Genomic DNA, 19281 nt, shown 5'->3' on the forward strand with positions numbered 1-19281 from the left:
CCTGCTTCGCTATGAGTAATAGCCGACAACGCTTTTCACTTTGCCCAGGGCAATGCGCAGCGAGTCCATGTCCACCGAGCCCAACGCCAGGCGTATCGCGTGGGGCACATGGGCTGAGATCGCAAAGGGCTCGGCCGGCGACACCGACACTTGCTCGCGCATCAGCGCCATGGCGATCTGGTCGGCCCGGGCGTCTTCCGCCAACGGCAACCAGATGAAGTAGGAATTCGGGTGACTGACGGTCCTGAGTCCCGCCAACACCTCCCGGGCCAGGGCTTGCCTGGCCCGGGCGTCCGCACGTTTTTGCGCTTCCAGCTGGACGACGGTGCCATCGTCGAGCCAGGCCGTGGCGATGGCGGTCATCACGCCGGGGGTGTTCCAGGTGGTCGCCATGATGGTGCGTTCGAAGGCGGCAATCCATTGCGCTGGCGCGGCGATAAAGCCGACGCGCAAGCCGGTGGCGATATTCTTCGACAGACCGGACACGTACACCGTTCTCTCCGGCGCCAGCTCGGCCAGGGGTGGCGGCACGTTTTCGGCCAGGAACGCGTAGGCGGCGTCCTCGATGATCGTCAGGTCATACTGGCGCGCTATCGCCACCAGTTGCTCGCGCTGATCGGCGTCCATCACCCAGCCCAGCGGGTTGTGCAAGGTCGGCATCGAGTAAACGGCGCGCACCGATCGGCTGCGGCAGAGTTTTGCCAGGGCCGGCAGATCAGGCCCGGTATCCGTGACCGGAATGGGCAAGACTTCCAGATGCAGGGTTTCGGCCAGCGTCTTGAAACCGGGGTAGGTCAGCGCATCAGCGGCGATGACATCGCCGGGCTTGAGCAGCGTCATCAGCGTCACCGCCAGGCCATGCTGGGCACCGCTGACGATCAACACCTGCTCGGCCGGCACGTTCAGCCCGCGCTCGGCCAGATGACGCGCGACCGAGGCCCGCTCATGCAGGCGCCCCGCGTGGGGCTGATAGCGCAGGAGCGCCTCCAGGTCACCGGACAACGCCAGTTGACGCAAGGCATGGCGCAGCAGGTCGGCCTGCCCGGGCAATGACGGATAGTTGAAGTTCAGGTCAATCATCCCCGCCGCCACCACGTGCTGCGAAATGCCCTGCCCCGGCGGCAGCGAGGTCTCCCTGACAAAGGTCCCGCGACCGGTCTCGCCACTGACCAGGCCCATGCCCTCCAGCTCGGCATAGACCCGGCTGGCGGTGACCAGCGCCAGGCCGTGCTCGGTTGCCAGTTGCCGGTGTGTCGGCAGGCGCGTGCCCGGCGGCAAACACCCGGAACGGATGTCGGCGGCAAAGGCATCCACCAGCGTTTTGTAACGGGATCGAGGCATGTCGAGATGTATCCATGACAATTTTTTGATTGTATCGATACTCGCTCATACGATGGGTTTCGTGCAATCAGACAATGAGCGTGAGCCAAATGGAACGGACTTCGAACCTGCAACACCGGACGCTGGAAAACAACACCAGCGGCTGGATCAACGGACTGATCGGCGTGGTGATCTTCAGCGGCTCGCTGCCAGCGACAAGGGTGGCGGTGCTGGAATTCGACCCGGTGTTCCTGACGGTTGCGCGGGCGACCATCGCGGCGATCCTGGCGCTGTGTCTGCTGGGGTTATTCAAGGAAAAACGCCCGGCGCGCCAGCAATTGGTCCCGCTGATCATAGTCGCCCTCGGCGTGGTCATCGGTTTTCCCCTGCTGACAGCCCTGGCGCTGCAATACGTGACGTCCGCGCACTCCATCGTCTTCGTCGGCCTGTTGCCCCTGGCGACGGCGGTGTTTGGCGTGCTGCGCGGCGGCGAGCGACCACGGGCGGCGTTCTGGATTTTCTCGGTGCTGGGCAGCCTGTTGGTGGTCGGCTTTGCCCTGTCCCAGGGGCTGAGCGCCTCCCCCCAGGGCGACATCCTGATGCTGCTGGCGATCCTTGCCTGTGGCCTGGGATATGCCGAAGGCGCGAAGCTGTCGCGCACCCTCGGTGGCTGGCAGGTGATTTCCTGGGCGCTGGTGCTGTCGCTGCCGGTCGTGGCGCTGCTCAGCTGGATGCGCATGCCGGCTTCGTTCAGCGGCATCAGCACCCCAGCCTGGTTCAGCCTGGCTTACGTCTCGCTGTTCAGCATGCTGATCGGTTTCGTGTTCTGGTATCGCGGCCTGGCCCAAGGAGGCATCGCCGCCGTTGGACAATTGCAGCTGCTACAGCCGTTTTTCGGGCTGACTCTTGCGGCGACCCTGCTGCATGAACAGGTCAGCCTCGGCATGCTGGGTGTGACCGTCGCGGTGATCCTGTGCGTCGCCGGGGCGAAAAAATTCGCCAAATGAGCCCTGATACGGTGGTTTACGCCCATCACTGTATGGGTCTGACCACCGCCGGCCTATGATAAAAATAGCGCTCTTGCTTCAGGAGCCGACCATGGACCTCGCCACCCTCACCCTGTTTCTGCCGGCCTGCTTCGCCCTCAACATGGCACCCGGCCCCAACAACCTGCTGTCGGTCAGCAATTCGACCCGCTATGGCTACCGCACCGCGTGCGTGGCCGGCATCGGCCGGTTGCTGGCGTTCGCCGGGATGATAGCCCTGGCCTCGGCGGGCTTGGCGGTGGTGCTGCAAACTTCAGAACTGTTGTTCTACGCTATCAAGATCCTGGGGGCGGCGTATCTGTTCTACCTCGCCTGGCAGTTGTGGCGCGCCGATCCCGCGGTCGAGAACGTGGTCACCAGTGCGCCAGCGGGCACCTTGGCACTGGCCCGGCAGGAGTTCCTGGTGGCGGCCGGCAACCCCAAGGCGATCCTGATCTTCACCGCTTTCCTGCCGCAATTCGTCGACTCGGCCCAGGCCATTGCGCCGCAGTTCGTGGTGTTGGGCACGCTGTTCCTGGTGCTGGAATGGATCGCCATCGGCGCCTATGCCTACATGGGCCTGCACATGCGCCGCTGGTTCGCCAGGCCGTCCGGCAAGCGCCTGTTCAACCGCTGCTGCGCCGGGTTGCTGTCGGCGGCGGCTTCAGTGTTGCTGATGGCGCGACGCGCCTGAACATTCCCCCTGCTCATGGAGTGCAAATGCCAATGGATCACCCAACACCAGAGCCTCAAGCGGTGTGCAGCCCCATCACCGGCAGCGCGATTTTCATCGTTGCCACATTGGCGCCCGGTGGCGATGCGGCCGCTAAAGTGCGGGCCTGGTGTACAGACATCGCGGCCCTCACGCGTTCAGTTGGCAAGCGTGTTCCCTCCGGCAATTTGTCGTGCATCTGTGGCTTTGGCTCCAGTGCCTGGAACATCTTGTTCGGCAGCCCGCGCCCGGCCTCGCTGCACGGGTTTCGCGAGTTCGGCGCCGAAGGACGTCGAGCGGTGGCAACGCCGGGCGACATCTTGCTGCACATTCGTGCCGAGCAGATGGACCTGTGCTTCGAACTGGCCACGCAATTGCTCTCGTCCCTTGGGGACGCGGTCTCGGTCGTCGATGAAGTTCAGGGATTTCGCTATTTCGATATGCGCAGCATCATCGGCTTTGTCGATGGCACCGAAAACCCGGTCGGGCGCAAGGCTGCCCACTTCACGATGGTCGGCGATGAAGACCCGCTGTTTGCCGCGGGCAGCTATGTGCTGGTGCAGAAATACCTGCACAACATGACGGCCTGGAACGCGCTCTCGGTCGAAGCCCAGGAACGGGTGATCGGGCGCACGAAATTGTCCGATATCGAACTGGATGACTCGATCAAACCCAGCTGCTCCCACAGCGCCTTGACGACGATCACCAAGGACGGGCAGGAAGTGAAAATCCTGCGCGACAACATGCCGTTTGGCCGGCCCGGTGCCGGTGAGTTCGGCACGTATTTCATCGGCTATGCGCGTTCGCCTGAGCCTATGGAACAAATGCTCGAGAACATGTTTGTCGGCAAACCGCCTGGCAATTACGACCGCCTGCTGGATTTCAGCACGGCAGTCACGGGTGGCTTGTTCTTTGTGCCTTCGGCCGATCTGCTGGAAGAACTGGCCGATCGCGAGCCATTCCACACTTGAGGGCGAAGCAGGATTGGAAACAACTGGAATTCGCTGTCGATTTTCCGGTGGAGGCCACCCATGACGCCCTCTATGCTGCGCCCATGAACCTACAAAAAACGCTGCTCCCGCCCCGCGCCGAGATGGTTCGCGCCATGCTCGAACGAGACACCTCCTACGAGGGCGTGTTCTTCACGGCGGTCAAGACCACCGGCATCTTCTGCCGCCCCGGCTGCACCGCCCGCAGCCCGAAGCCTGAGAATGTCGAGTTCTTTGCCAACGCCGAGCAATGCCTGGCGGCGGGCTACCGCGCCTGCCTGCGCTGCAAACCGCTGGACACTGCCGCCAGTGCGCCGGACTGGGTGCAGACGCTGTTCAAATCGGTAGACGCCGACCCGGAGCAGCGCTGGACCGACGCCCAGCTACTGGCCGCAGGCATCGAGCCGCTGAAACTGCGCCGCTGGTTCAAGCAACATTTCGGCATGACCTTCCACGCGTGGCTGCGCGCCCGGCGCCTGGGCACGGCGTTGGGCGGGATCAAGCAGGGCGACTCCATCGACGATGTCGCCTTCGATTCCGGCTACGAGTCCCTGAGCGGCTTTCGCGATGCCTTTCAAAAGTCGTTCCACATCACCCCGGGCCGTGCGGCCAACAGCGAGCCGTTGCTGTTCACGCGCCTGACCACGCCGCTGGGGCCGATGATCGCCATGGCCGAACGGCGCGGGCTGGTGCTGCTGGAGTTTCTCGATCAGGCCTCACTGCCCCCTTCGGTCCAAGCGCTGCAAAACCGTTTCGGTTACGCCGTGGCCCCGGGGCACAACACGCATTTGCAGCAGATCGAAGCGCAATTGTCGGCGTACTTCGCCGGGACGCTGACTGAGTTCAGCGTTGCCCTGCACATGCCCGGCAGCGAGTTCTCCCGCCGCGTCTGGGCTGAACTGGCGAAGATCCCCTACGGCCAGACCACCACCTACGGCACCCTTGCCGCGACGTTGGGCAAGCCCGGTGCCAGCCGGGCGGTGGGCCTGGCCAACGGGCATAACCGCTTATCGATTGTCGTGCCGTGCCACCGCGTGATCGGCGCCGACGGCTCGCTGACCGGCTACGCTGGAGGCCAGCCGCGCAAGGCGTTTCTGCTCAGGCTGGAAAACGCTGCGGTGCAGCTCACGGAGCAGTTGACGCTCTGATCCCCCACAGGCTTTTCATAAGGAAGGAAACTCGATGGACAGGCTCGACAATCAACTGCACCAACTGCATCACGAAGGCTTGCTGATCCTCACCAACGTCGCCGATGCCGCCGGGGCGCGACTGGTGGAGCAACTGGGCAACAAGGCGGTCGCCACCAGCAGCGCCGCGGTGGCCTGGGTGCATGGCTACCCGGACGGCAACACCCTGCCCCTTGAGCGCCTGGTCTCGACCGTCGAGTCGATTGCCCGGGTCATTTCGGTGCCGCTGACGGTGGACATCGAGGCCGGTTACTCCGATGACCTGGAACGGGTGGCACAGGTGATTGACGCGGTGATCGCCGCCGGCGCGGTCGGGATCAATATCGAAGACGGTTCCTCGCCGCCGGAGTTGCTGGTACGCAAGATTGAAACCGCGCGCCAGGTGGCCGATCGACGTAACGTGAACCTGTTCATCAATGCGCGCACCGATGTCTACCTGCGCGGCCTGGTGCCTGCCGAAGACCGCGTCGCCGAAACCCTCAGGCGCGCCGCGCTGTATCAGGCGGCCGGTGCCAATGGCCTGTTTGCGGCGGGCGTTACCGCCGAGTACGAGATCAAGGCGCTGTGCCACGGCACCTCGCTGCCATTGAATGTGCTGGGGTTCCCGGGCCTGCCGTCGCCCGAAGCGCTTGTAGCGCTCGGCGTACGCCGTCTGAGCGCCGGTTCCGGCATCGCCGAATTCCTCTACGGCGCCATGGCCGGCATCGCCCAAAGCTTTCTGCAAACCGGCAAGTTCGATAGCCACAACCTGAAGGCTTTCACCTATGGCGAAATCAACGCCCTGTTGAAACCGTCCGGGAAAGCCTGAGTCCATGACCGACGGCTATCAGGCGGCCAGTGAATTCCTGGCCGCCATCGATGACGACTGGCGCCGCCACATCGACACCATCGGCCCGTGCCTGCACCAGCCGCATGCGGCGCGTGATCCCTATGAGTCGCTGGTGCGGGCGATTGCCTATCAGCAACTGCACGCCAAGGCCGGCGATGCGATTGTCGGGCGGCTGCTGGCGCTGTTCGGTTCGGGTGCCTTTCCCCGGCCTGAACAGATCGTCGCCACGGATTTCGACCGATTGCGCAGTTGCGGGTTTTCCGCGAGCAAGATCGCGACCATCCAGGGTATCGCCCAGGCATCACTGGACGGTGTGGTTCCGGATTACGCCACGGCGCTGGCCATGGACGATGAAGCATTGATCGAGCGGTTGATCACGTTGCGTGGCGTCGGGCGCTGGACCGTGGAGATGCTGCTGATCTACAGCCTGGAACGCCCGGACATCCTGCCGGCCGACGACTTTGGCGTGCGTGAGGGTTATCGCCGGCTCAAGGGACTTCAGGTGCAGCCGACACGCAAGCAGATGATCGAGATCGGCTTGGCGTGGAGCCCTTACCGAACGGTGGCGGCCTGGTATTTATGGCGGGTGCCCACCCGCTAGACCACTGTAGGAGCTGCCGAAGGCTGCGATCTTTTGATCTTGATCTTTAAAAAGCCAGGTCAAAAGATCGCAGCCTTCGGCAGCTCCTACAAGGGTCGGGTTGACCTTACAACCCTGACTTCAACCGGCTGAACGCCCTGATCAACGCCCGGTTGAACGCCTTGCCATTGTCATTCTTGCTGTACAGCGAAGCCTTGACCGCGGCCGGTGGATACGTCCCCGGATCATTGCGGATCGCCGGGTCGATCAAGCCATCCGCCGCGGTGATCGCATTGGCGTAATGGATGGTGTCGGTGATCGGCGCGATCACTTCCGGGGTCATCAGGTAGTCCATCAAGGCGAGGCCGGCCTTTGGATGCGGCGCATCCCTGGGAATGACCATGGCATCGAACCAGATCAACGTGCCCTCCTTCGGAATCCGGTACTGGAGCGAATACGGTTTGCCCGCCGCCTCGGCCTGGCCCGCCGCGATGCCCACGTTGCCGTTCCACGACATCGCCACGCAGGTGTTGCCGTTGGCCAGGTCGCTGATGTTCAGGTCGTTGTCGAAGTAGCGAATGTACGGCCGAATCTTCGCCAGTTGCTGCTCGGCGAGTTTCAGGTCGTCGAGGTTCTGGCGATTGATGTCCAGCCCCATGTACTTCATGACCGCCGCGAACACTTCATTGGGATCGTTGAGCAGGCTGACCCCGCAATCGGCGAATTTCGAGACCACGGCCGGGTCGAACAGCATCGCCCAACTGTCGGTCGGCGCGTCGGCCAGGCGCTGTTTCACGGCCTGCTCCTGATAACCCACGCCCGTGGTGCCCCAGGCGTAGATCCCGGCATAGCGGTTGCCCGGATCGAACACCGCCATGTGCTGGCGGAACTCCTCGCCGACGCCGGCGAAATGCGGCAGTTGCTGCTTGTCGACCGTCTGCACCGCGCCACTCTCGATGGCGCGCGACAGGTGCTGCCCCGCCGTCAACACCAGGTCGTAGCCACTGCGGCCGGTGAGCAGCTTGGTCTCGACGGTTTCCAGGGAATCGAAATGATCGGCCACCACATGGATGCCGGTTTTTTCCTCGAAGTTTTTCAGGGTATCCGGGGCCAGGTACTCGCCCCAGATGTACAGGTTGACCACCGGTCTGGCGGTGTCGGCGGCCTGCACACACAGGGGTGCAAGCACCAGCAGTATTGCTTGAGTCAGTTTGTGCAGGCCCATGGTCAAACTCCCTTTTTGTTGCAAGCAGTGCCGGCGTACTGCGGCATGGTGATGCACGCGACGTTGCCGCCGCCGAGGAGGATTTCCCGGGAGTTTTCGATGCCGACGATGTTGTGTTTCGGAAACAGCTCGGCCAGGGTCGCCAGCGCCACCTTGTCGTTGCGATCACCAAACAGCGGCACCACGATGGCGCTGTTACCGGCGTAGTAGTTGATGTACGACGCGCAGATCTTCGTCCCGGCCTGGCGGGTATGGGTGCTGTCCTGCTGGTCGAGCCCTTCGGCTTCTTCGGCCGTCCATTCCAGCACATCCGGCTGCGGCAGCTTGTGCACGATCAGCTCGCGGCCGCGACTGTCGCGGGTGCTGCGCAGGATGTCATAGGCTTCCTGATAGATTTCCCACTGTGGGTCGTCGCGGTTGTCGGTCCATTGCAGCACCACTTCACCGGGGCGCACGAAGCAGGCGAGGTCGTCGACGTGGCCATCGGTTTCGTCGAACTTGCAGCCCCGCGGCAACCAGATCACCTGCTCGGCGCCGAGGTAATCGGTCAGGCGGCGGGTGACTTCGTCCTTGCCCAGATGTTGGTTGCGGTTGCGATTGAGCAGGCATTGCTCGGTGGTGAGGATGCTGCCCTGGCCGTCGCTCTGGATGCCGCCCAATTCGGCAATCAAGGGCGCGCGATAGCGGTCGAAACGTTCGATTTCGAGGATCTTGCCCGCGATCTGGTCGTCCTTGTCCCACGGGTAGTACAGGCCGCCGTCGAGTCCGCCGTAGGCATTGAACTCGAAGTCGACGCCGCGCACTTCGCCGCTCTGGTCATTGACCACAAAGCACGGGCCGCTGTCGCGGAACCAGGTGTCGTTGCAGGTCATTTCCACCACACGCACCTGCGGTGGCAACTGGCGGCGCGCGGTGGCGAACTGTGCCGCCGAGGCGCACACGGTGACCGGTTCGCTCATGGAAATGGCGGTGACGATCTGCACCCAGACTTTCTGCGCAGGCTTGGCACCGTTGCGCCAGACGTCCGTGCGCTCCGGCCAGCCGAGCCAGCAACCGGACTTGGCTTCGAATTCGCCGGGCAGACGGAAACCGTCCTGTTTGGGAGTGGTGTCGAGCAAACGGGCCATGGTCAAACCTCTTCAGCAGGGATTGGAATGACCACAGGCTAAGGGCGTTGGCGACTGGCTCGCCAACGATGATTATTTCGGAATACTTGAATTCAACTCATCAATCGAGCAACTGATCGTTGAACCATTCCAGCATCTGCGCCACGGCCGGACGCTCCAGCCGCACCCGTTCGCACACCAGTGCGTATTGGCCCAGGGCAGTCATGCTCGACGTAAACGGCCGTACCAGGCGGCCGCTGAGCAAATCTTCCTGGGCCGTCAGATTGTCGCCCATGGCCACGCCCTGCCCTTGTGCCGCTGCCTCCAGCGCCAGCCCGGCATGAGCGAAATACAACTGGCGGTCGGGGCGCTGGTCGCCGGCATGGCTGGTGAGCCACGCGGTCCAGGTCTTGCCGTCCTGGTCGTCGTGCAGCAGGCAGTGACGGACCAGGTCCTTCGGGGTTTTCAGCGTGCCCTGGTTGAACAGGCCGGGGCTGCACACCGGGAAGAACTGCAACGCCGGCAGCGGCCGGACGAAATATGCGCTGCTGTCCACCGGGCCGGTGCCGTAGGTGATCGCCAGGTCGATGTCTTCCCCCGGCGCCGTGGCGTCGATCGGTTGTTCGTACAGATGCAGGGTGATGTGCGGATAGCGCGCATAGAAATCCGTGAGACGGCTCATCAGCCACTTTTGCGCCAGCTCGGCGGTCACCGCCAGACGCAGCACCGCGAGCGATGAAGGATCGCGCAGTTCATCGCAGGCATCGCCAATCAGTTCGAAAGCCTGCTGCAAACTTTGCATCAGGCGCCCGGCGGCCAGGGTCGGGCGAATCTGCCGGCCTTCGCGCACGAACAGCGGCACACCGAGCTGCTCCTCGAGCTGGCGAATCTGGTGGCTGACCGCGCTGTCGGTGACACACAACTCGGCCGCCGCCCGGCCGAAATGGGCATGGCGGGCCGCGCATTCGAAGGTTCGCAGGGCTGCCAGGGAAGGTAATCGTCGCATCAGGTCGTGTCCCGGTTTCGAGGGGGACATGCTGACTTGGCGTTTGCCGGCCGTCCAGTGGGACTGCGCTATCGCTGGCAAGCCAGCTCCTACAGGTTTAGCGGCATGCATATATTTTGTGTACGACTCGAACACTGTAGGAGCTGGCTTGCCAGCGATGAGGCCAGCCCATTCACCACAAACCCACCCGCCCATCACCTTCCCTTATGGACCATGACATCCACCCGCACCCGGCGCATGTTGAACACTCAACCGGAGGGATCCACCATGCTCGACACACTCAAACAGATCAACTCGACCTCGCCCTTCAACCGTTGGGCCGGCTTCGAAGTGACCCGCGCACAAAGCGGCGAAGCCGAACTCACCCTGGCGTTTCGCGAAGCCGACATGGCGCAATACGCCGGCTTCCTGCATGCCGGCCTGATTGGCGCGATGCTCGATACCGCCTGCGGTTTTGCCGCCGGCACCGTGGCGGGCAACGTGCTGGCCTCGCACTTCTCGGTCAATTGCCTTGCGCCCGCGGTGGGTGAAGTGTTCATCGCCCGGGGTCGCGTGGTGAAGGCCGGCAAGAAGCAGGTATTCGCCCGCGCCGAGTTGTTCGCGCAAACCGGCGATCAGTTGAAACTGGTGGCGACCGGCGACGCGATTCTGGTGCCTGTCGAGTCACGCTAAGGGTCTAGGCTGTCCCGGGTACGCTCAAGACAGCCGGAGGCTCCCATGCAACTCGAAGGTTCCTGCCATTGCGGCGCGGTGTCGTTCAGCCTGACCTGCGCCCACCCCTACCCGTACCAGCGTTGCTACTGCTCGATCTGCCGCAAGACCCAGGGTGGTGGCGGCTATGCGATCAACCTCGGCGGCGATGCCGCCAGCCTCAAGGTACGCGGGCGCAAGCACATCGCGATTTACCATGCGCGGCTCAAGGAAGAAGGCGACAAACGCGCCCACAGCAGCAGCGCCGAGCGGCATTTCTGTGCGGTCTGCGGCTCGGGCCTGTGGCTGTTCAGCCCGCAGTGGCCGGAATTGATTCATCCGTTCGCCTCGGCCATCGACACGCCGCTGCCGGTGCCGCCGGAGCACACGCACCTGATGCTCGGCTCGAAAGCACCGTGGGTGGAGGTCCAGGCGCAGCCCGGGGATCAGCAGTTCGAGCTGTACCCTGAAGAATCCATCGCCCAGTGGCATCAGCGTCTCGGCCTCGCTCGCTGAGAATAATTATCAGTTTTTTTCAGGCGGCAGTTCCCCTTTGCATGTTTCGTTCGGTTAACCCCTCAGAAGCACTTCAACTACCGATCGATTCGATGCAAAGGGATCCCCATGTCGCACCCGCTTGTCGCCCGTTTCCGTTTTGCCATGTGCCCTCTGGCGCTGGCCCTGCCTGCCGCCCTGTTGAGCCTCGCCGCCCACGCCGCTGAAACCGATGCCGAGAAGAAGCCGGCAAAGGACGACGGTGTACTGCAACTGGGCGCAACGAACATTTCCGCCCAGGCGCTGGGCGCCACCACCGAAGGCACCCACTCCTACACCACCGGTTCAACGTCTTCGGCCACCGGCCTGCCCCTGTCGATCCGCGAAACGCCGCAATCGGTGACCGTCATCACCCGTCAGCAGATGGACGACCGCGGCGTGCAGACCGTCGGCGACGCGTTGCGCAACACCCCCGGCATTTCGACGCAGAAGTACGACAGTGACCGCACCGAGTTTTCCGCCCGTGGCTTTGCCATCACCAACTTCCAGTACGACGGCATCAACATCCCGTATGACGGCGTCTACGGTGAAAACCCCAGCAATGGCGACGACGCCTCCAGCCTGGACCGTATCGAAATCGTCAAGGGTGCGACCGGCCTGATGACCGGTTCGGGCGACCCGTCCGCCACCGTCAATCTGATCCGCAAGAAGCCGACCAAGGAATTCAAGGCGTCGATCAGCGGGACTGTCGGTTCGTGGGATGCCTATCGCAGCGTCGGCGACATTTCCGGTTCGCTGAACGATTCCGGCAGCGTGCGTGGCCGCTTTGTCGGCGCTTATTCCGACAAGAACGCCTACCAGGATCACTACAGCCAGAAGAAGGACCTGTTCTACGGCATCCTCGAAGCCGACCTGACACCCGACACCCTGCTGACCTTCGGCGTCGACAAGTCCAGCACCACCCCGCGCGGCTCGTCCTGGACCGGCAACCCGGTGTACTTTTCGGACGGCGGCCGTACCGACTTCCCGCGTCACTTCAACCCGGGCGCCGACTGGAGTCGTCGCGACTTCGACGACATCACCTACTTCGCCTCCCTGGAACAGGCCCTGGCCAACGACTGGACGTTCAAGGCCACTGTCGACCAGAAAACCACCGATCACGACACTCGCCTGGCCTCGGCCAGTGGCGGCAACCCGGACCGCGCCACCGGCGAAGGCATGTTCCTGTACTGGGGTCGCTGGGAAGGTCATCGGGTGCAAAACACCGCTGACGTGAACGTCACCGGCCCCTTCTCCCTGGGTGGCCGCGAGCATGAACTGGTGGCCGGCTTCATGGCCTCCCACTCGCGCCAGACCGGCGCGACCTTCGACACCAGTGCCTTCGCCATGGTCCCGGGGAGCATCTACGACTGGAACGGCGATCTGCCGGAACAGGACTTCCCGAAGAACGGCAAGTACGAACGCACCCAAAGCCAGAACGGCCTGTACCTGGCCACGCGCCTGCACGCGACCGATGACCTGTCGATCATCCTCGGCAGCCGCTTGAGCACCTTCAAGTACAACGAAGACTATTCGTACTATCCGGGTGCCGGACTCGATGACACCCATGCCAGCTACAAGGAACATGGCGTGGTCACGCCTTATGCCGGTGTGGTCTATGACCTGGACGACACCTACTCGGCCTACGCCAGCTACACCAGCATCTACCAGCCGCAAACCTACAAGGACATCAACGGTTCGACCCTGGCACCGGTCGAAGGCGACAGCTACGAAGCCGGCCTGAAAGCCGCCTACTTCGACGGGCGCCTGAATGCCAGCCTGGCCTTCTTCCGCATCGAGCAAGACAACCTCGCCGAATCGATCGGCACCAACCCGGTGACCAACGAAGGCATCTACAAAGCCGTCGACGGCGCGACCACCAAAGGCGTAGAGCTGGAATTGGCCGGTGAAGTGGCCGAAGGCTGGAACGTGTCGGCCGGCTACACCTACGCCCGCACCCGTGACGCCGATGAACAGCGCATCTTCGGCTTCCCGCTGTCCACCAGCAAACCGGAACACGTCGTGCGTACGTTCACCACCTACCGCCTGCCCGGCGCACTGGACAAGGTGACCATCGGAGGCGGCATCAGCTGGCAGAGCGCGTTCTACGGCAAGATCTACAGCCCGACCGTGGGCGACTACACCCGCATCAAGCAAGGCGGATACACCCTCGTCGACCTGATGAGCCGCTACCAGTTCAACGAGAACCTGAGCTTCACCGTCAACGCCAACAACGTCTTCGACAAACGCTACCTGACGGGCCTGGGCAACTTCGACACCACGTACTACGGCGAACCACGCAACGTGATGTTGACCACCACGTGGGATTTCTGAAGCTGAACACCTGACAAAAAAACCGACCAGAAAGGCCGGTTTTTTTTGGGGGGACTTTCACTGGTTTGGAGGACACTTGTAGGAGCTGGCTTGCCCGCGATGGTCGTGAACGATAACGCGTGTGAACTGGATAAACGCGGCGCACTGGAGTCCATCGCCAGCAGGCTGGCTCCTACAGTTTCAGCGTGGGCAGGGTCCCCTGTGGGAGCTGGCTTGTCGGGTCGCCGCATCGCAGCGATGGTCGTTAACGATGACGCGTGAGAGCTGGAAAAACGCGGCGCACTGGAGTCCATCGCCAGCAATCGAGCGTCGACCGGCTGTTCCTACACTTTCCCGGGTTTGTGTGGTTATGCCGCGACCGGTACGCCGCTATGGAAACGGAATTCCACATCCGGAGACTCGATCAGTTCCTGTTCGGCGGCGCGGACCTTGTCGATCACCTGGGCGATGTCCCTGGCGTCGCCATACTGGTAGGCCAGTTTCAGGTAACCCTGGAAATGCCGGGCTTCGCTCTTGAGCAGGCCGAAATAGAACTTGCCCAGTTCTTCGTCCAGATGTGGCACCAGCGCTTCGAAACGCTCGCAACTGCGGGCCTCGATGAATGCGCCCACCACCAAGGTGTCCACCAGTTTCACCGGCTCGTGACTGCGCACCACCTTGCGCAGGCCCGACGCATAACGCCCGGCGGACAGCTGGCGCAGCGCAATCTTGCGGCGCTTCATCAGGCGCATGACCTGCTCGTGGTGCACCAGTTCCTCCCGGGCCAGGCGCGACATCATGTTGATCAGGTCGGCGTGGGAATGGTACTTGGCGATCAGGCTCAACGCAGTGCTGGCGGCCTTGAATTCGCAGTTCTTGTGGTCGATCAGCAAGGTTTCCTGATCGGCCAGCGCGGCTTGAACCCAGCCGTCGGGGGTGCGGCAGCCAAGGAACTCGTGAATTTCGGGAAGGATCATGGGGCTCACGGACAAATAGGTTCAAAACGAAGGGCGCCGATTATACCGGCCTGCCCGCAGACCACCAGTCGCCAACCGTTGATATGCATCAAGTCCCCGAATCGCAGGCAGCAACTATAGTTGTGCAACGCCGTGCTTTTTAATTTTCAGGAGATCGCACTCATGCAAGCCGTACGCAGCATTCTGGTGGTCATCGACCCCGAACACTCTGAAAGCCTCGCGCTCAAACGGGCGAAGCTGATCGCCGGCGTGACCCAGGCGCAGTTGCATCTGCTGGTGTGCGACCCCAGGCATGATCACAGTGGCATGTTGAGTGTGCTCAAGGCCGCCTTGACGGAGGACGGCTACAGCGTCACCACCGAGCAGGCCTGGAACCACAGCCTGCATCAAACGATCGTCGAGGTGCAGCAAGCCGAAGGCTGCGGTCTGGTGGTGAAGCAGCACTTTCCCGACAACGCCCTGAAAAAGGCCCTGCTGACACCCGAAGACTGGAAATTGCTGCGCCAATGCCCTTCCCCGGTACTGCTGGTGAAAACCGCTGGCTCATGGCAAGGCAAAGTGATCCTGGCCGCTGTCGACGTCGGCAACACCGACCTCGAACACCGCCACCTGCACGACACCATCATCAATCATGGCTATGAAATCGCAACCCTGGCCAAGGCCCGTTTGCACGTGATCAGCGCCCACCCGTCGCCGATGCTGTCGTCCGCCGACCCGACGTTTCAACTCAGCGAAACCATCCAGGCGCGCTACCGCGAGCAATGCAAGTCGTTCCAGGCCGAGTTCGACATCGACGATGAACACCTGCACATCGAGGAAGGCCCGGCGGACGTGTTGATTCCGTTCATGGTGCATAAGCTGCAGGCGGCCGTGACCGTCATCGGCACCGTGGCGCGTAGCGGGTTGTCAGGCGCGTTGATCGGCAATACGGCGGAAGTGGTACTCGATGCGGTCGAGAGCGATGTGCTGGTGCTCAAGCCGACGGAGATCGAGGATCATCTTGAGGAGATTGCCGGCAAGCATTGAGGGCAGATCAAAAGATCGCAGCCTGCGGCAGCTCCTACATTGATCGTGTTTTCCTGTAGGAGCTGCCGCAGGCTGCGATCTTTTCAGCCGCCAAAGGCGTCTTTCAGGAACCCCGGCGCAATGTAGCGCTGGTAATGCGCCTCGGAGAGCAGGAAAAACTCCCGATCAATGGCATCGCGCAATTCCGGCAGCTTCCAGTCGCGAAACTCCGGCAGCAACACCATCCCGTAGGCTTCCAGGTTGTTGATCACCCGCGCCCCCCGGGCGATCAACTGGTAGGCCCAGCAATATTCCGACTGATGGGGCACGAAACGGATCTTGCGTTGCTCCAGCTGCATTCTCAGCTGCGCCGGATCGAAAATTTCCACCTTGGCGGCCATCACTTGCGACAGCAATTGCTCAAGACGCAGCCATACAGCGCGCTTTTCCTCCTCGTTGTAGCCATTCCAGTGGATCACTTCGTGGTGGAAACGCTTGCAGCCACGGCACACCAGGTCACCGTAAACAGTGGAGCAAAGGCCGACGCACGGCGTCTTGATGGTCTGATTGGGCATAGGTAGGCAAAACGCGAAAAAGCAGAACAGGCCGGCATGTTAGACCTTTGTCCACCATTGATCACCCCTCAAAGCTCAGGGCCATGGCTAAATATGCGTTTACCGCCCGCCACCAAAGTCCAATAAAACCTGACTTACCTTAAATTTTTTTTTGCCGTAGAATCAGCCTGCCTTTTTAGGCGCCAATGTCCGTTAGAAGCTGTTTTCAAAGCGTCACGAGCACAGTCGTTCCTTCAGAGCGGTGTTGGCGAGGGGTTTTTCCAGCGGGGAAAAGCCCAACGCCAACCCTCATCAGCTCCCGTTCTGCAGGCGTAAAACTTTGAAAGCAGCTTCTGTAAGGAATTGTCGGTAATTCTGGCTAAGTGGCTCACAACGCCATGCAGCGCATGAGTACGGCAATTTCGGGATGAGCGTCCCGGACACCCATTTGGGACCACTGATGAGGGTAATAACTGTGCTTGAAGCCTACCGCAAACATATCGAAGAGCGCGCAGCACTGGGTATCGTTCCCCAGCCGCTAAACGCCGAACAAACTGCAGGCCTGGTCGAGCTGCTGAAAAATCCCCCGGCTGGCGAAGAAGCATTCCTCGTTGACCTGATCACCAATCGCGTTCCGCCTGGAGTGGACGAAGCAGCCTATGTCAAGGCCGGCTTCCTGTCCGCCATCGCCAAGGGCGAAGCCAACTCCCCCCTGATCGACAAGAAGCGCGCTGTTGAACTGCTCGGCACCATGCAGGGCGGCTACAACATCGTGACCCTGGTAAACCTGCTGGACGATGCCGAACTGGCGCCAGTAGCTGCCGAAGAACTCAAGCACACCCTGCTGATGTTCGATGCCTTCCACGACGTCGCGGAAAAAGCCAAGAACGGCAACGTTCACGCCAAGGGCGTGCTGCAGTCCTGGGCTGACGGCGAGTGGTTCGTCAAGCGCCCTACCCTGGCCGACAAGATCAGCCTGCGCGTGTTCAAAGTCTCCGGCGAAACCAACACCGACGACCTGTCCCCTGCTCCGGATGCCTGGTCCCGCCCGGACATCCCGCTGCACGCCCTGGCCATGCTGAAAATGGCGCGCGACGGCATCGTGCCGGACGCACAAGGCGTCACCGGTCCGATGAAGCAGATCGAAGAAATGCGCAACGCCGGCTTCCCGATCGCCTACGTCGGCGACGTGGTCGGTACCGGTTCTTCGCGTAAATCGGCGACCAACTCCGTACTGTGGTTCTTCGGCGACGACGTTCCTTACGTGCCGAACAAGCGTGCCGGCGGTTTCTGCTTCGGCAACAAGATCGCTCCGATCTTCTACAACACCATGGAAGATGCTGGCGCACTGCCAATCGAATTCGACGTTTCCAACATGAACATGGGCGACGTGATCGACCTGTACCCGCATGCTGGCAAAGTCTGCAAACACGGCACCGACGAAGTCCTGACCACCTTCGAAATGAAGACCCCGGTCCTGTTGGACGAAGTTCGTGCCGGCGGCCGTATTCCGCTGATCATCGGCCGTGGCCTGACCGAGAAGGCTCGCACTGAGCTGGGCCTGCCACCTTCGACCCTGTTCAAGAAGCCTGAAGCTCCGGCTGAAAGCACCAAGGGTTTCACCCTGGCGCAGAAAATGGTCGGCAAGGCTTGCGGCGTGACCGGCGTTCGTCCGGGCACCTACTGCGAACCGAAGATGACCACAGTGGGTTCCCAGGACACCACAGGTCCCATGACCCGTGACGAACTGAAAGACCTGGCGTGCCTGGGCTTCTCGACCGATCTGGTGATGCAGTCCTTCTGCCACACCGCGGCTTATCCAAAGCCGATCGACGTGACCACCCACCACACCCTGCCTGACTTCATCATGACCCGCGGCGGCGTTTCCCTGCGTCCGGGCGACGGCATCATCCACTCGTGGCTGAACCGCATGCTGCTGCCAGACACCGTCGGTACCGGTGGTGACTCCCACACCCGTTTCCCGATCGGCATCTCGTTCCCGGCCGGCTCCGGCCTGGTTGCGTTCGCCGCAGCCACTGGCGTCATGCCGCTGGACATGCCTGAGTCGATCCTGGTTCGCTTCAAAGGCGAACTGCAGCCAGGCGTCACCCTGCGTGACCTGGTTCACGCCATTCCTTACTACGCGATCCAGGCTGGCCTGTTGACCGTAGAGAAGAAAGGCAAGAAGAACGCCTTCTCCGGCCGCATCCTGGAGATCGAAGGTCTGCCTAAGCTGACCGTAGAGCAAGCGTTCGAACTGTCTGACGCCTCGGCTGAACGTTCGGCTGCCGGTTGCACCATCCAGCTGTCCAAAGAGTCGATTGCCGAATACCTGCAGTCCAACATCACCCTGCTGCGCTGGATGATCGGCGAAGGCTACGGCGATGCACGTACTCTGGAACGTCGCGCTCAAGCGATGGAAGCCTGGCTGGCCAACCCTGAGCTGCTGGAAGCGGACAAGGACGCCGAATACGCCGAAGTCATCGAGATCGACCTGGCCGACATCAAGGAGCCTGTGCTCTGCGCGCCGAACGACCCGGACGACGCTCGCCTGCTCTCCAGCGTTGCTGGCGAGAAAATCGACGAAGTGTTCATCGGTTCGTGCATGACCAACATCGGTCACTTCCGCGCTGCCGGCAAGTTGCTGGAACAGGTCAAGGGTCAGCTGCCAACCCGTCTGTGGCTGTCGCCGCCGACCAAGATGGACGCTCACCAGCTGACCGAAGAAGGCTACTACGGCATCTACGGCAAGGCCGGCGCGCGCATGGAAATGCCGGGCTGCTCGCTGTGCATGGGTAACCAGGCACGTGTAGAGCCGAACTCGACCGTCGTGTCGACTTCGACCCGTAACTTCCCGAACCGTCTGGGTGACGGCGCGAACGTCTACCTGGCTTCGGCCGAGCTGGCGTCCGTGGCTTCCATCCTGGGTCGCCTGCCGACCGTCGAGGAGTACATGGAATACGCTGGCAAGATCGACAGCATGGCGGCCGATGTCTACCGCTACCTGTCCTTCGACCAGATCGCCGAGTTCCGTGAAGCTGCTGCGAACGCCAACATCCCGGTCGTTCAAGCCTAACGCTGCAACGCAATGAAAAACGCCGCCCATCGTGAGATGAGCGGCGTTTTTTTATGCCACCCCCTGTGGGAGCGAGCCTGCTCGCGAAAGCGTCAGTACATTCAACATCGATACTGGCTGACCCACCGTCTTCGCGAGCAGGCTCGCTCCCAC

General features: G+C 62.1%; 17 protein-coding genes. 11 read left to right on the plus strand and 6 right to left on the minus strand.

The window, feature by feature from the left end:
• Window positions 1-9: 9 nt before the first annotated feature.
• Window positions 10-1341 carry an aminotransferase-like domain-containing protein gene (locus tag CD175_RS01445; protein ID WP_104447367.1) on the minus strand — a complete coding sequence of 444 codons (1332 nt, stop codon included), beginning with the start codon at window positions 1339-1341 and terminating at the stop codon, window positions 10-12.
• 89 nt (window positions 1342-1430) lie between these two features.
• Here CD175_RS01445 and CD175_RS01450 point away from each other — a divergent pair, with 89 nt between their 5' ends.
• The 6 genes from CD175_RS01450 to CD175_RS01475 all read left to right on the plus strand — a co-directional run bounded on the left by CD175_RS01450 (window position 1431) and on the right by CD175_RS01475 (window position 6663).
• Window positions 1431-2327 carry a DMT family transporter gene (locus CD175_RS01450; protein ID WP_102700578.1) on the plus strand — a complete coding sequence of 299 codons (897 nt, stop codon included), beginning with the start codon at window positions 1431-1433 and terminating at the stop codon, window positions 2325-2327.
• Between the two features lie 91 nt (window positions 2328-2418).
• Entirely contained in the window at window positions 2419-3039 is a 621-nt protein-coding gene (locus tag CD175_RS01455; protein WP_104447368.1) for a LysE family translocator, read from the plus strand.
• Between the two features lie 32 nt (window positions 3040-3071).
• Entirely contained in the window at window positions 3072-4028 is a 957-nt protein-coding gene (locus tag CD175_RS01460) for a Dyp-type peroxidase (protein ID WP_420849091.1), read from the plus strand.
• 83 nt (window positions 4029-4111) lie between these two features.
• Window positions 4112-5194: a bifunctional transcriptional activator/DNA repair enzyme AdaA gene (locus CD175_RS01465; protein WP_104448057.1), complete on the plus strand. Its 1083-nt coding sequence runs from the start codon at window positions 4112-4114 to the stop codon at window positions 5192-5194.
• Window positions 5195-5228: 34 nt separating this feature from the next.
• Entirely contained in the window at window positions 5229-6041 is an 813-nt protein-coding gene (locus CD175_RS01470) for an isocitrate lyase/PEP mutase family protein (RefSeq protein WP_104447370.1), read from the plus strand.
• Between the two features lie 4 nt (window positions 6042-6045).
• On the plus strand, window positions 6046-6663 hold the full coding sequence (locus CD175_RS01475; protein WP_104447371.1) for a DNA-3-methyladenine glycosylase family protein: 618 nt from the start codon (window positions 6046-6048) through the stop codon (window positions 6661-6663).
• A gap of 106 nt (window positions 6664-6769) precedes the next feature.
• Here CD175_RS01475 and CD175_RS01480 read toward each other — a convergent pair whose 3' ends face one another.
• The 3 genes from CD175_RS01480 to CD175_RS01490 form a co-directional block, all read right to left on the minus strand.
• On the minus strand, window positions 6770-7867 hold the full coding sequence (locus CD175_RS01480; protein WP_104447372.1) for an extracellular solute-binding protein: 1098 nt from the start codon (window positions 7865-7867) through the stop codon (window positions 6770-6772).
• Window positions 7868-7869: 2 nt separating this feature from the next.
• Window positions 7870-8994: an agmatine deiminase gene (gene aguA / locus CD175_RS01485; RefSeq protein WP_104447373.1), complete on the minus strand. Its 1125-nt coding sequence runs from the start codon at window positions 8992-8994 to the stop codon at window positions 7870-7872.
• A 100-nt stretch (window positions 8995-9094) separates the two neighbouring features.
• On the minus strand, window positions 9095-9979 hold the full coding sequence (locus CD175_RS01490) for a LysR substrate-binding domain-containing protein (protein ID WP_104447374.1): 885 nt from the start codon (window positions 9977-9979) through the stop codon (window positions 9095-9097).
• A gap of 267 nt (window positions 9980-10246) precedes the next feature.
• Between CD175_RS01490 and CD175_RS01495 the strand changes: the two genes are divergently transcribed.
• The 3 genes from CD175_RS01495 to CD175_RS01505 all read left to right on the plus strand — a co-directional run bounded on the left by CD175_RS01495 (window position 10247) and on the right by CD175_RS01505 (window position 13537).
• On the plus strand, window positions 10247-10651 hold the full coding sequence (locus tag CD175_RS01495; protein ID WP_104447375.1) for a PaaI family thioesterase: 405 nt from the start codon (window positions 10247-10249) through the stop codon (window positions 10649-10651).
• 45 nt (window positions 10652-10696) lie between these two features.
• Window positions 10697-11185, plus strand: a complete 489-nt coding sequence (locus CD175_RS01500; protein WP_104447376.1) for a GFA family protein — start codon at window positions 10697-10699, stop codon at window positions 11183-11185.
• 108 nt (window positions 11186-11293) lie between these two features.
• Complete coding sequence (locus tag CD175_RS01505) at window positions 11294-13537, plus strand: TonB-dependent siderophore receptor (protein WP_104447377.1); 2244 nt, start codon at window positions 11294-11296, stop codon at window positions 13535-13537.
• Between the two features lie 347 nt (window positions 13538-13884).
• Here CD175_RS01505 and CD175_RS01510 read toward each other — a convergent pair whose 3' ends face one another.
• Window positions 13885-14493, minus strand: a complete 609-nt coding sequence (locus tag CD175_RS01510; protein WP_104447378.1) for a MiaE family protein — start codon at window positions 14491-14493, stop codon at window positions 13885-13887.
• Window positions 14494-14655: 162 nt separating this feature from the next.
• Here CD175_RS01510 and CD175_RS01515 point away from each other — a divergent pair, with 162 nt between their 5' ends.
• Window positions 14656-15519 carry a universal stress protein UspL gene (locus CD175_RS01515; RefSeq protein WP_104447379.1) on the plus strand — a complete coding sequence of 288 codons (864 nt, stop codon included), beginning with the start codon at window positions 14656-14658 and terminating at the stop codon, window positions 15517-15519.
• An 83-nt stretch (window positions 15520-15602) separates the two neighbouring features.
• Here CD175_RS01515 and CD175_RS01520 read toward each other — a convergent pair whose 3' ends face one another.
• The gene (locus CD175_RS01520) at window positions 15603-16073 is read right to left on the minus strand and encodes a DUF1289 domain-containing protein (RefSeq protein WP_104447380.1); all 471 of its coding nucleotides are present in this window, start codon (window positions 16071-16073) and stop codon (window positions 15603-15605) included.
• Between the two features lie 454 nt (window positions 16074-16527).
• Here CD175_RS01520 and acnB point away from each other — a divergent pair, with 454 nt between their 5' ends.
• Window positions 16528-19128 carry a bifunctional aconitate hydratase 2/2-methylisocitrate dehydratase gene (gene acnB / locus CD175_RS01525; protein WP_104447381.1) on the plus strand — a complete coding sequence of 867 codons (2601 nt, stop codon included), beginning with the start codon at window positions 16528-16530 and terminating at the stop codon, window positions 19126-19128.
• Window positions 19129-19281: the final 153 nt, after the last annotated feature.

The organism is Pseudomonas laurylsulfatiphila (assembly GCF_002934665.1).
Taxonomy (GTDB): Bacteria; Pseudomonadota; Gammaproteobacteria; order Pseudomonadales; family Pseudomonadaceae; genus Aquipseudomonas; species Aquipseudomonas laurylsulfatiphila.

Coding starts and splice junctions, on each gene's coding strand:
- CD175_RS01455 (WP_104447368.1), top strand. CDS start 2,419: ATGGACCTCGCCACCCTCACCCTGTTTCTGCCGGCCTGCTTCGCCCTC.
- aguA (WP_104447373.1), bottom strand. CDS start 8,994: ATGGCCCGTTTGCTCGACACCACTCCCAAACAGGACGGTTTCCGTCTG.
- CD175_RS01515 (WP_104447379.1), top strand. CDS start 14,656: ATGCAAGCCGTACGCAGCATTCTGGTGGTCATCGACCCCGAACACTCT.
- CD175_RS01460 (WP_420849091.1), top strand. CDS start 3,072: ATGGATCACCCAACACCAGAGCCTCAAGCGGTGTGCAGCCCCATCACC.
- CD175_RS01495 (WP_104447375.1), top strand. CDS start 10,247: ATGCTCGACACACTCAAACAGATCAACTCGACCTCGCCCTTCAACCGT.
- CD175_RS01445 (WP_104447367.1), bottom strand. CDS start 1,341: ATGCCTCGATCCCGTTACAAAACGCTGGTGGATGCCTTTGCCGCCGAC.
- CD175_RS01475 (WP_104447371.1), top strand. CDS start 6,046: ATGACCGACGGCTATCAGGCGGCCAGTGAATTCCTGGCCGCCATCGAT.
- CD175_RS01470 (WP_104447370.1), top strand. CDS start 5,229: ATGGACAGGCTCGACAATCAACTGCACCAACTGCATCACGAAGGCTTG.
- CD175_RS01465 (WP_104448057.1), top strand. CDS start 4,112: ATGAACCTACAAAAAACGCTGCTCCCGCCCCGCGCCGAGATGGTTCGC.
- CD175_RS01520 (WP_104447380.1), bottom strand. CDS start 16,073: ATGCCCAATCAGACCATCAAGACGCCGTGCGTCGGCCTTTGCTCCACT.
- CD175_RS01500 (WP_104447376.1), top strand. CDS start 10,697: ATGCAACTCGAAGGTTCCTGCCATTGCGGCGCGGTGTCGTTCAGCCTG.
- CD175_RS01480 (WP_104447372.1), bottom strand. CDS start 7,867: ATGGGCCTGCACAAACTGACTCAAGCAATACTGCTGGTGCTTGCACCC.
- CD175_RS01510 (WP_104447378.1), bottom strand. CDS start 14,493: ATGATCCTTCCCGAAATTCACGAGTTCCTTGGCTGCCGCACCCCCGAC.
- CD175_RS01490 (WP_104447374.1), bottom strand. CDS start 9,979: ATGCGACGATTACCTTCCCTGGCAGCCCTGCGAACCTTCGAATGCGCG.
- CD175_RS01505 (WP_104447377.1), top strand. CDS start 11,294: ATGTCGCACCCGCTTGTCGCCCGTTTCCGTTTTGCCATGTGCCCTCTG.
- CD175_RS01450 (WP_102700578.1), top strand. CDS start 1,431: ATGGAACGGACTTCGAACCTGCAACACCGGACGCTGGAAAACAACACC.